Source organism: Actinophytocola sp. (assembly GCF_035712165.1).
Lineage (GTDB): Bacteria > Actinomycetota > Actinomycetes > Mycobacteriales > Pseudonocardiaceae > DASYTH01.
In genome coordinates this window covers 1-11,686 of the sequence record NZ_DASTBH010000271.1, presented here as the reverse complement: position 1 = coordinate 11,686, position 11,686 = coordinate 1, and the positions used below count along the sequence as shown (strand labels likewise).

12 protein-coding genes are annotated in these 11,686 nt (G+C 70.0%); 6 read left to right on the top strand and 6 right to left on the bottom strand.

The genetic code is table 11. The features are described from left to right. From VFO68_RS15235 to VFO68_RS15225, 3 genes are all read right to left on the bottom strand, one after another. Positions 1–319, bottom strand: a 319-nt coding sequence (locus tag VFO68_RS15235; RefSeq protein WP_325158932.1) for a PHP domain-containing protein, incomplete at its 3' end; no start/stop codon positions are given. 21 nt (positions 320–340) lie between these two features. Then, entirely contained in the window at positions 341–937 is a 597-nt protein-coding gene (locus tag VFO68_RS15230) for a PH domain-containing protein (protein WP_325158931.1), read from the bottom strand. Positions 938–954: 17 nt separating this feature from the next. After that, positions 955–1,119, bottom strand: coding sequence for a hypothetical protein (locus VFO68_RS15225; RefSeq protein WP_325158934.1), 165 nt, complete (start codon positions 1,117–1,119; stop codon positions 955–957). Positions 1,120–1,252: 133 nt separating this feature from the next. Between VFO68_RS15225 and VFO68_RS15220 the strand changes: the two genes are divergently transcribed. Next, positions 1,253–1,678: an NUDIX hydrolase gene (locus tag VFO68_RS15220; RefSeq protein WP_325158930.1), complete on the top strand. Its 426-nt coding sequence runs from the start codon at positions 1,253–1,255 to the stop codon at positions 1,676–1,678. Between the two features lie 16 nt (positions 1,679–1,694). Here the strand turns inward: VFO68_RS15220 and VFO68_RS15215 are convergent, their stop codons facing one another. Together VFO68_RS15215 and VFO68_RS15210 are read right to left on the bottom strand one after the other, a co-directional pair. Beyond that, entirely contained in the window at positions 1,695–2,813 is a 1,119-nt protein-coding gene (locus VFO68_RS15215) for a DUF2332 domain-containing protein (RefSeq protein ID WP_325158929.1), read from the bottom strand. A 9-nt stretch (positions 2,814–2,822) separates the two neighbouring features. Continuing rightward, on the bottom strand, positions 2,823–3,329 hold the full coding sequence (locus tag VFO68_RS15210; RefSeq protein ID WP_325158928.1) for a MaoC family dehydratase: 507 nt from the start codon (positions 3,327–3,329) through the stop codon (positions 2,823–2,825). Between the two features lie 330 nt (positions 3,330–3,659). Between VFO68_RS15210 and VFO68_RS15205 the strand changes: the two genes are divergently transcribed. Then, positions 3,660–4,736 carry a magnesium and cobalt transport protein CorA gene (locus tag VFO68_RS15205; RefSeq protein WP_325158927.1) on the top strand — a complete coding sequence of 359 codons (1,077 nt, stop codon included), beginning with the start codon at positions 3,660–3,662 and terminating at the stop codon, positions 4,734–4,736. A gap of 231 nt (positions 4,737–4,967) precedes the next feature. Here the strand turns inward: VFO68_RS15205 and eccB are convergent, their stop codons facing one another. Then, complete coding sequence (eccB, locus tag VFO68_RS15200) at positions 4,968–6,581, bottom strand: type VII secretion protein EccB (RefSeq protein ID WP_325158926.1); 1,614 nt, start codon at positions 6,579–6,581, stop codon at positions 4,968–4,970. A 324-nt stretch (positions 6,582–6,905) separates the two neighbouring features. Here eccB and eccE point away from each other — a divergent pair, with 324 nt between their 5' ends. The 4 genes from eccE to VFO68_RS15180 all read left to right on the top strand — a co-directional run. Further along, entirely contained in the window at positions 6,906–8,108 is a 1,203-nt protein-coding gene (gene eccE, locus VFO68_RS15195) for a type VII secretion protein EccE (protein ID WP_414635512.1), read from the top strand. Positions 8,109–8,151: 43 nt separating this feature from the next. After that, a complete protein-coding gene (locus tag VFO68_RS15190; protein ID WP_325158925.1) occupies positions 8,152–8,892 on the top strand; it encodes a hypothetical protein in 741 nt (246 codons plus the stop codon). 220 nt (positions 8,893–9,112) lie between these two features. Further along, positions 9,113–10,687, top strand: a complete 1,575-nt coding sequence (locus tag VFO68_RS15185) for a S8 family peptidase (protein ID WP_325158924.1) — start codon at positions 9,113–9,115, stop codon at positions 10,685–10,687. Positions 10,688–11,047: 360 nt separating this feature from the next. Further along, the coding region (locus VFO68_RS15180; RefSeq protein WP_325158923.1) for a S8 family serine peptidase at positions 11,048–11,686 on the top strand (639 nt) is incomplete at its 3' end.

Genomic DNA, 11,686 nt, shown 5'->3' with positions numbered 1-11,686 from the left:
CCAGCACGGGTCGCAGCCGGTCGCTGCGACCGTCCTGGACCCGGGCCATCTCCTGACCCAGCTCGGGGTCGTCCGGGTCCGCACCGTACGCGAGCAGGTGGACACTCTGGCCGTGCCGGGAGCAGGAAAGCTCCATCCCGCGCACGACGATGAGGCCTTCCCGGGCGCCCGCCGCCACGGCCTCGTCCAGTCCGTCGAAGGCGTCGTGATCGGTCAGCGCCACCACGTCCAGCCCGGCCCGGACGGCCGCCCGCACCAGCTCAGCCGGGCTGTCGGTGCCGTCCGAGGCGGTGGAATGGGCGTGCAGGTCGATGCGCATGCGCCCAGTCTGGTGGGGCGGTCAGCCGACCGCCTTCCTGCCCTGCGCGATGTTGCGTGCCTGCATCATGGAGAACCGCGCGGCCCGGGCCGGCGCCGGCCGGCCACCGGGCGGTGGCTGCTGGTCCTCCGGCTTTCCGAAGACCAGCTTGGAGATCGCGTCGAAGACCTGCTCCGGCTTGGGCAGGTACTCGATCTGGTTGAGCGCCTGGATCTGACCGGCGGACTCGACGATCATGGTGCCGTAGCCGAGGATGCGCCCGCCCAGGGTGCGCTTGTAGGTCAGGTCGGTGACCTTGGTGATCGGCATCATCAGCGCCCGGGTGGTGAACAGCCCGGTGGTCATCAGGATGCGCTTGTCGGTGACCACGATCCGCTCGACCCACCAGATCAACACCTTGTAGGTGAACCGGAGCACCACGAACAGCGCCACGTACCACAGCAGGTTCTGCACCACCCAGCCCTCGGGGGGCAGCAGGTAGGAGAACATCATGCAGACGGCGAGGAGCGCGACCGCTTCGAAGGTGTCCCACAGCAGGGACGCCCAGTGCCGGCGCACCCGGATCACTCGACGTTCGGAGTCGAGTAGGTACTCGTCCGGGTCCCGTGGCGCGAACATGCCCTGACGTTACCTGGTCAGCCCTGGAATACCGAGCGTACGAAGGTGATCACGGCCTCCGCGGCGTTCTTCAGGCCGGCCAGGATGTCGTTCACCAGTTGCGCGGACTGCACCGGTTGGCTGATCAAAAAGAACACCACCAAGGCAACACCAACAATAATGAGGACCTTCTTCATTTTCACGGCGGCTGCCCTGTCCCTTCGAAAGTGATCTTGCCCTCATAAAAATTTCTACCGTACTTCGGCGAACAATGGGAGCCCAGTACCGCTCTTGGGTCAGTACCTCGTACGCCTACCGCAGTAGGAGCTACGCTGTGTGTTCGTGACTGACTCCGGCGTTCGGATTATCAGGTGCGTCGGCGCAATTGTTCGTGACTCTGCGGGACGGCTGCTCCTCGTTCAGCGCAACAACGAACCGGGCCGCGGAATGTGGTCACTGCCGGGCGGCCGGGTCGAGGCCGGCGAAAGCGACGCCACCGCGCTGGCGCGCGAACTGCTCGAGGAGACCGGTCTTTCGGTGCGACCGGGCCCCCTCGTCGGCAGCGTGGAACGAGCCGCGCCGAACGGAGTCTACGTGATCTACGACTACGCCTGCGAACTGGCCGGCGGCACGCTGCGCCCCGGCGACGACGCACGCGACGCGGCCTGGGTGGACTCCGCCGGGTTCGCCGCGCTGCAGCGGACCGGCCGGCTCATTCCCGAACTGGCCGAGACCCTGCGCGAGTGGGGCCAGGTTCCCTGAGCGCGCCCGGACCGGGTCAGGACCCCAGCCAGGTCATCCGCTGGCCGTGCCATGCGGTCCGGGCCAGCGCCCGGGCCACCGGCCGCCCCTGCTCCCAGCGCACCAGACCGAGCACGCCGAAGCTCGGCTCTCCCTTGCCCCGTACCAGATCCGTCTGGTCCGGCAGCAGGTGCGCGAGCGCCGAGGCGTACTCCTCATGGCTGACCCAGCTCACCGTCCGGCGCGCCGCGAGGTCGGACAGCGCCGCCAGAAAGGCAAGCTGTCGCTCGGTGGGCAGGTAGAGCAACGCCAGGCTGGTGATCACCACGACCGGAAGCCCGGCCGGGATGCGGGCGGCCGCGGCCGGCAGGTCGTCGATGGCGTCACCGGTGATCAGCTCCGGGCGGTCACCGCGCTGCGCGCCGGCCGCGGCGGCGAAGCGCCGCGACCGGTCCGGCTGGTCCGCCCAGATGCAGGCCTCCAGCCACGCGTACTGGTCCTCGTCGGTCAGGTCGACCGGCGCCCGGTCCAGCCCGATCCGGGCGCCGACCGCGATCTTCTTGGGCAGCGCGGGCAAGGTGGCGCCGGGAGCCAGTTCCAGCGCGCAGTGCAGGCCGACGGCCGCCCGGGCCGGGCCGGCGACCAGTTGCCCGGCCTGCTCGGTCTGGTAGCGGTAGCCGTAGCGGTCCAGGTTCAGCAACAGGCCGGCGCTGCACCCCACCTCGAGCAGTCCGACCGGACCCTTGGTGCGCGACGCGGCCAGTGCGATGGCCGGGTAGAGCAGCGCGGCCCGGCCGACCTCGTTGGTCTGCGTGGTGTGCGTGGCGACCAGGTTCCGGATCGCGTCCGCCCGCTCCAGCACGAACGAGCGGAACAACGGCCAGGTGGCGCCGTCCACGCCGTAGTTTCCGCCCAGGGACGGGTAGTAGTTGGTCAGCTCGTGGAACGGGTTGGCCTGCAACGTCCGGTGTACCGCGGCCAGCAGCAGGGTCGGCGTCGCGAACTCCTCGCTGGCCACGGTGAGCAGCGCGCAGATCTCCGGATCCTCGGCGGTCTTCTCGGCGAGGTGGTGGTAGAGCGGCGACGCCGGGACGGTCTCGACCGTGGCGAACCGCCGCATCCTGCGCTGCACCAGCTCCAGTTGCACGGCGGCCATGGCTCCCCCTCAGTCCTCGCGCGGCACCGGGCGGCCGGGCTGCTCGCCGCCCCGGGCCTCGCCGTAGGACCGCTTGGGCACCATCACCTTGCGGCGGAAGATGAGCACCACGGTGCCGTCCTGCTTGTAGCCGCGGGTTTCGACGTAGACCACGCCCCGGTCGTCCTTGGATTTCGACGGAGTCTTGTCGAGCACCTCGGTCTCGCCGTAGATGGTGTCGCCATGGAAGGTCGGCTTGACATGCCGTAGCGACTCGATCTCGAGGTTGGCTATCGCCTTGCCGGAAACGTCCGGCACCGACATGCCGAGCACCAGCGAGTAGACGTAGTTCCCGACCACCACGTTGCGGCCGAAATCCGTGGTGTTCTCCGCGTAGTGCGCGTCCATGTGCAGCGGATGGTGGTTCATCGTGAGCAGGCAGAACAGGTGGTCGTCGTACTCGGTGACCGTCTTGCCCGGCCAGTGCTTGTACACCGCACCGACCTCGAACTCCTCGTAGTACCGGCCGAACTGCACGTCACGCCTCCGTCTCCGCACGTGAAACGTGCACAGTCTGCCCGTCCGGTACCCGGCCCGCGCAACTGGTCTGTGAGCGATGGCACCGGCCCACTACGGGGAGTGCCACGTTGGGCCACTGATCGAGATGGGGGTACTCTCGACAATTGGTGTCCAGCAAACACCGCGACCAGAGGAGGTGAGGACGCATGGGCGACCCCCATTCCGCCGACAGCACGTGCGGGGGCAGTACCAGGCGCGTCCCCTCCGGAGGTCCCCGAGGTCACTGACCGGCCTCGTGGCTCCAGCCGGGACGCGTCCGACCACGACGTGACCCAGGTGGAGGACCACATGCCGACGATTCCCTCGCTGCCCGGCCTGCGTGGCCGGACCAATCGTGTGACACCCAACCAGGTGGCCGCGCCGCCGGCCACCTCCGTCGTCGACTGCGGTGTGTACCTGGACGGCAGGCGGCTCGCCGAGCGGTGGTCCCACGGCGACGCCATCGCCGAGGTGCGGCGACGCGGTGCGGGGTTCGTCTGGATCGGCCTGTTCGAGCCCGACGACGAGCAGATCCAGGGCATCGCGGAGACCTTCGGGCTGCACGCCCTCGCGGTCGAGGACGCCGTCGTCGCACATCAGCGCCCCAAGCTCGAACGCTACGACGACACACTGTTCATGGTGCTCAAGACCGTGCGCTACGTGGAGCACGACTCGCCGACCACGGCCAACGAGATCGTGGAGACCGGCGAGATCATGGCGTTCCTCGGCCGGAACTTCATCGTCACGGTGCGGCACGGCCAGCACTCCGGGCTGCACGGCCTGCGCGCCGACCTCGAGGCGGACCAGCAGCGGCTCGCCCACGGTCCGGCCGCCGTGCTGCACGCGATCGCCGACCGGGTGGTGGACAGCTACCTCGCGGTCACGGCGGCGATCGAGGAGGACATCGACGAGATCGAGTCGATGGTGTTCGCGCCGAACAGCCCGATCGGCGCCGAGCAGATGTACCTGATGAAGCGCGAGGTGCTGGAGCTGCGCCGGGCGGTGCGGCCGCTGGCCACCCCGCTGCGCCGGCTGGCAGAGGGCTACTCGCCGCTGGTGCCGGTCGAGGTGCGCTCCTACTTCCGGGACGTGGACGACCACCTGACCACGGTGTCGGAACAGGTGGCGAGCTTCGACGAGCTGCTCACCACCCTGGTCGACGCCACCCTTGCCAAGATCACGCTGCAGCAGAGCTCGGACATGCGCAAGATCACCTCATGGGCGGCGATCATCGCGGTGCCCACCATGGTGGTCGGCGTGTACGGCATGAACTTCGACTACATGCCGGAGCTGCGCTGGCATTTCGGCTATCCGCTGGTGATGGTGCTGATCCTGGTCGCCTGCGTGTTCCTCTACCGAACCTTCCGGCGGAACCGATGGCTCTAGCTGGGTAGCCCGCCGGGGCTGTCCAGCGAGCACACGTCACGCCGTCCCCGTTTCCAGGAAGGTTCCCTCGCCATGACCCGCCTGCTCACCAAGCACTGGTTCTGGATCATGACATTCGTCGTCGGCTGGATCGCCATGATCACCGTCCTGATCGCCGAAGGCGAAGGCGCGGCCCCCGGCCTCTGACCCGCGAGTCCCCCGTTGCGGCCCGGCGAGTCGCCACTTCGCCCGTCAGGGACCGCCGTTGGGTTGGCCTGGCGTGGTGAAGACGCCGGGGCCCACGGGGATGGAGTCGTAGGTCTGGCGGACCTCGCGGGTGTTGAGCTGGGCGCCGTTGGGCAGGAGGTTGGTGATCGGCAGGTACGCGGGCCGTTGGTTGCCCAGGCCGAGGATCTGCGCGGTCTGGGTGTCCGGCACCCCGTACTTCACGCCGGTGTCGGAGATCAGGTAGATCGGACCGGTCTCGAACTCCTCCTTGGACGCGGCGCCGCGGACCACGGCCGCGCGGCCGGGCGGCATGAAGAAGTGGTCGATGCGCTGACCGTCGCCGCCGGGAGTGCTGATCCCGACCGTCGGGTATGGCGTGCCGTCCGGGCGCTTGGGCAGCGGCACGTCGCTGCCGACGTGCACGGCCGTGTGCGGCTCGGCGTTGGCGCCCTCACCCTCGATGCTCCAGCCGAGGCAGGCCACCCGGTTGGAGACCGGGTTGAGGATCTCCGGCTGGGCCTCCGGGGAGTCCACGTCGTTGATCTGGTCGACGTTCTTGTCCGGCACGTCGGTGATGGCCGACGGCGAGATCGTGGGGATCTCCGGTGCGCTGAGCGACTCGGTGAACCGGATCAGGTCGGCCGTGCTGCGCTTGATCGGCTCGATGCCCTTGCGCTGCACCACGTAGATGTCCTGGGTGGCCACGCCGGCCCGCTGGACCTGGAACACCGCGCCGACCTTGAGGCCCTCGACGTCGAACCCGTCCGGCGTCTCACCCCGGCCGGCGATCGCGGGCGCCTTGAGCTCGGGCGCCTCGGTGATCGCGTTGAGCAGGCCGGTGGTGATCTTGCGCACGCTGCCGCTGTCCAGGTTGAGCGCCGCCTTCACCGCGCCGTTGTCCATGTTGACCTTGGCGCGCACCGCGTTGGCGTTGCGGATGTTGGCGTTCACCGGGGTCCGGTAGACCAGGTACACCACGTTGTTCGGGGCCTGCACCAGCAGCGCGTGCGTCTTGGCCAGCTCCGGGCCGAAGTCCGCCACGCCGGCAAGCACGGTGGTCTCGACGTTGCCCTGGCTGGCCGGGTCGTTCAGGCTCAGGTCGAGCTTGTACTCGTCGCAGACCGCCCACCGCGCGTCGATCCGCTGGTCGTCCCGGGGCAGCATCGACGGGCCGTTCTGGATACCGCTCATCCGCCCGCGCGGAATGTCCCGCAGTTCCTTCTCGTCGACCATGGTCGGCTGCACGACGTCAACGGCCCCGCCGGACGCCTGCGGCGCGCCGGTGCCCGGGGCGTCGGGATTCTGCCGCGAATGCAGCAGCAGCCGGGCCGATGCGAGGTTGAACACAGGAATCAGCTGACGCGGATTGTTGACCAGAACGTAGACCTGCCCGGACTGTTTGCTGATCACGATGCCGTCTTCGTTCGGCGGCTTCGGAGACGGGCTGAGCAGACCCCAGATCAGGAAGCCGACCACCCCGACAGCGGCCAGACACACGCCGACGATGGTGGCCCGGCTGTGCGTGCGCATCGGGTCGTGCAGCATCACGGCGTCCTTGCGCACCAGCGCCGACTGCATGCGCCTGAGCACGAAGCGATACGCCTGGACCTGTGATTTGGTTGTCGGTGTTGACGGCATTCTCGGCCTGCAGCTCTCCCACTCGCGGTACGGTTCGCAGAATAGCCGTCCGGGCCGACGCGCAGGTGCGTTCTGGGCCAAACCGGGCAGGACCAGGGGAGAGAGAACGAGCGGATGTCGGTGACTACGCCACCACGACCGGGCGGGACGCCGCCGGGCCAGCCACCACGGCAGCCCGGTCCCGGCGCCACGGGCGGACCCGGCGGACCGGGCGGTCCGCCACCGGCCGGCGGCCACCCCGACGGACCCCGGCCGCCGACCCCGCCGCGCCCGGTGATGGCCGCCCGGCGGCGCACCAGCGGCGCGAGCCTGGGCGCGCTGCCGGTGACGAACCTGGTCGTGCTGGAGGTCGGGGTCGCGATCGGCCTGGTGCTGCTCGCGATCGACCTGAACCTCAAGTGGGTGGCGATCGGCGTCGCCGGGCTGGCCCTGGTGGTCGCGTTCCTGCGCTGGAACGGCCGGTGGTTCACCCAGTGGATCGGGCTGACCGTGCGCTACGCGTTCCGGTCGCACAGCCGGGTCAGCCGGGCCACCGACCACGTGTCGGTGCAGTCGCTGGCCGAGGCCGAGGTGTCGACGGTCACCGGGCCGGACGACCCGCGGGTCGGGCTGCTCCGGGTGGTCGTTCCCGACCTGGTCGTCGCGCACGCCGTGGACCACGAGCGGCACCCGCTGGGACTCGCCTGGCATGAGGGCACCTGGACGGCCGTGCTGCTGGTCGACCCGGCTCCCGCGCTGGTCAGCCAGATCGGCGGGGCGCCGAACCTGCCGCTCGGCGCACTGGCGCCCTGCCTGGAGGACCGCGGCGTGGTGCTGGACGCCATCCAGGTCATCTGGCACTGCTATCCGGGTAGTGCGGCGCTGCCGCCCAACTCGCCCGCGCTCGCCTCCTACCTGGAGGTGCTGGGCCCGCTGCCGGCGGCCGCCCGGCGCACCACCTGGGTCGCGGTCCGGCTGGATCCGCGCCGCTGCCCGGCGGCGGTCCGGGAGCGCGGCGGCGGCGTGGTCGGTGCGCACCGAGCGCTGATCGGCGCGCTGTCCCGGGTGCGCAACGCCCTGGAGTCGCGCGGTGTGCCGACCCGTCCGCTGGACCCGGACGAGCTGCTCAAGGCCGGCATCTCGGCGGCCGAGCTGACCGCGGCGGCCGGCTCCACCTCCGGCGACGGCGGCCCGGTGCGGGTCGGGCTGCGGGAGCGGTGGACCGGCGTGACCGCGGCCGGCGTCGGCCATGCCAGCTACGCGGTCACCGGCTGGCCCCGGGGCAAGGCGGCGACCAGCCTCAACGCCCTGACGGGAGTGCGGGCGCTGTCGGCGACCGTGACGATGTCGATCTCCCCGGGCAGCGAGGACAACCAGGTCGGGCTGCGCGGGCTGGTCCGGGTGAGCGCCCGCACCCCGCGCGAGCTGGCCCACGCCGACGAGCGGCTCACCGCCATCGCCGACCGCCTCGGCATCACCCTGACCCCGTTGCGCGGCCTGCAGGTCGCCGGCCTGGCCGCCACCCTTCCCTTGGGAGCACGGGCATGAGGAGGCCGGCTCTCGCGAGCGAAGCGAGCCTGAGGAACACAGCATGAGTAACAAGACGGGGTCGAGCCGGCTGCTCGACACCCAGGGCGGAGATCGTGGGCTGGCCCAGGAGTTCCTGGTGACGCCGGCGATGCTGGACGCGGTGAGCCCGTCCGGCGACCGCGGCGGGATGGTGGTCGGCTCGGGGTTGCAGGGCGAGCCGCTGACCATGTCGGCGCTGCGGCCGGCCCCGACCCGGATCGTCGTGGTGGGCGGGTTGTATCTGGCCCGGCAGGTGGCGCTGCGCGCGATGGCGGTGGGTGCCTGGGTGGTGGTCGCGACCGGCCGCCCGGCGGCCTGGCAGGTGCTGCAGAAGGCCGCGGGCACCGGCCCGGACGGCCGGCCGGCGCCGCTGGTGCAGATCCGCCGGCTCAGTCCGGTCGAACTGCCCCGCCCGTCCGAGGACGGCCCGCTGCTGGTGGTGCACGACGGCGGCCCGACGCCGCAGGAGCTGTTTCCGCCGCGTGCGCCGTGGCAGACCACCGTCTACGTGCTGCCGTACATGCATCCGCAGGCCGGGGCGACCGCCAACGCGGCGGACCTGGTGCTGCTGCAGCGGTTGCCGGTCGGCCAGGCACAGCTCGCGGCCCGGATCTGGCGGCTGCCACCGCCGATGGTGCACCAGCTCACCACGCTGACCGACGAGCAGGTGGTGGCGCTCGGCCGGAACCTGTGGAAGCCGTTCCGCCTGGTGACCACCCAGGCCGAGCAGCAGATTCTGGGGCCCGTCCGTCGCGGAGATTGAAGTGCGCCGGTCCGACACGCCGCATCCAGCCGCTTTTCTTGATCCAGACGGCGTAATCCGTTCCCGAGTGGAGCATCTGTTCAAAGCGCGACGGTGAGAAACTGGCCGACTCTCTTGCGTTACCGCAAGCCGCCGACAAGTGTGGACTCCATCCTCCAACTGCATGCGGCCCGATCGAGGGCTGACGGTCGCGTGCACCCTGCGACAAGGAGATCCAGCTATGGCAGCAACTCGGGATAGATCATTCCGCCGGCTCGCCGGCCTCGGGTTCGCCGCGGCCGCGGCCGTGGCGACCGCCATCGGCGCCGCGACCCCGGCGGCTGCGGAGGCCGACGTGCTCTACGCCGGCTCGGCGGACGCGATCCCGAACCAGTACGTCGTCGTGTTCAAGGACGCCCAGGTCTCCACCCAGAGCGTCGACGGCCAGGTGCAGACGGCCACCGCGAAGTACGGCGGCAAGGTCACCTACACCTACCGCGCCGCGCTGCGCGGCTACGCGGCCACCATGAGCGAGCAGGCTGCGCGGCAGTTGGCCGCCGACCCGGCGGTCGCCTACGTGCAGCAGGACCGGACCGTGCACGCGCTCACCGACCAGCTCAACCCGCCGTCCTGGGGGTTGGACCGGGTCGACCAGCGGGACCTGCCGCTGGACGCCAAGTACTCCTACACCGCCGACGGGTCCGGCGTGACCGCGTACGTGATCGACACCGGCATCCGGACCACGCACAGCACGTTCGGCGGCCGCGCGACGTGGGGCACCAACACCACGGGCGACGGCAACAACACCGACTGCAACGGGCACGGCACCCACGTCGCCGGCACCATCGGCGGCGCGCAGTACGGCCTGGCCAAGAACGTGCGCCTGGTCGCGGTGAAGGTGCTCGACTGCGCCGGCTCCGGCAGCTTCGCCGGCGTGGCGCAGGGCATCGACTACGTGACGGCCCAGCACGCGGCCGGCGCTCCGGCGGTGGCCAACATGAGCCTGGGCGCACAGGGCTCCGACGCCGCCACCGAGAACGCGGTACGCAACTCCATCGCCGACGGCGTCAGCTACGCGATCGCCTCCGGCAACTCCAACTCCAACGCGTGCAACTTCACCCCGGCCCGGGTGACCGAGGCGATCACGGTGAACGCCAGCACCCGCACCGACGCGCGGGCCTCGTTCTCCAACTTCGGCACCTGCACCGACATCTTCGCGCCGGGCGACGGCATCACCTCGTCCTGGAACACCAACGACACCGCGACCAACACGATCAGCGGCACCTCGATGGCCACCCCGCACGTGGCCGGCGCGGCGGCGCTGTACCTGTCGGCCAACCCGTCGGCGACCCCGGCGGCGGTGCAGACCGCGCTGAAGACCAACGGCACCGCGAACAAGATCACGAACCCGGGCACCGGCTCGCCGAACACGCTGCTGTTCACCGGCACCGGAGGCACCCCGCCGCCGCCCGGACCGTGCCCGGCCGTCACCAACGGCACCGATGTGGCGATCCCGGACCTGTCCACCGTGAACAGCCCAGTCACCGTCTCCGGCTGCACCACGGCCTCGGCCAGCAGCACGGTCGAGGTGCACATCGTGCACACCTGGATCGGTGACCTGGTCGTCACGCTGGTCGCGCCGGACGGCACGACCTACACGCTGCACAACCGCACCGGCGGCAGCGCCGACAACATCAACCAGACCTACACCGTCAACCTGTCCGGCGAGGCGCCGAACGGCACGTGGAACCTGCGGGTCCGCGACGCCGCGGCGGCCGACACCGGCCGCATCGACACCTGGACGCTTGATCTGTGACCGGGTGAAATTCTGACCGGATGTGGCCGTTGTCCCGTTCATGCGGACAACGGCCACATTCAGCTATCGGCCAAACGGAGCAACCTGTTCCCAATTCGAACAGTACTGTTCATAAGGCGACCCTCTGAAGCGGTTCGACTCTCTTGCGTTACCGGCGATACCGGTTGAACCTGAATTCGTTCGTTCGCGAACGCCCCACTCAATCTCCATCCACATGCGACCCCACGAGGGCGGGGGTCGCATGTGCCCCCCTGCGAAGGAGCAACTATGGGTGTAGTCGCTCAATCCCGAACATCACGGTTAGGCCGCCTGGCCGGGCTCGGGTTCGTCGCGGCGGCGGCCGCCGTGACGTGTGTGGGTATGGCAGTGCCAGCCGCCGCGGCCCAAGGCCAGGTGCTGTACACCGACTCGGTCGATGCCATCCCGAACAGCTACGTCGTGGTGTTCAAGGACTCGGTGTCCACGCAGAACGTGGACAGCCACGTCCGGACCGCCACGGCGAAGTACGGAGGCCAGGCCAGGTACACCTATCGCGCCGCACTACACGGCTACGCGGCGACCATGACCGAACAGCAGGCCCGCACGGTGGCCGCCGACCCCGCGGTCGCCTTCGTCCAGCAGGACCGGACCGTGCGCATTCTGGACGTGCAGCCCAACCCGCCGTCCTGGGGACTTGACCGGGTCGATCAGCGCGACCTGCCGCTGGACAACAGCTACACCTTCGACACCAGGGCCAGCAACGTCGCCGCCTACGTGATCGACACCGGCATCCGGACAACGCACGAGACCTTCGGTGGCCGGGCGACGTTCCTGACCAACACCACGGGCGATGGCAACAACACCGACTGCAACGGGCACGGCACCCACGTCGCCGGCACCGTTGGCGGGGCTCAATACGGCGTAGCCAAGGCCGTCAGGCTGACCGCGGTCAAGGTGCTCGGCTGCACCGGATCCGGCAGCTTCGCCGGCGTCGCGGCCGGCGTCGACTGGGTGACCGGC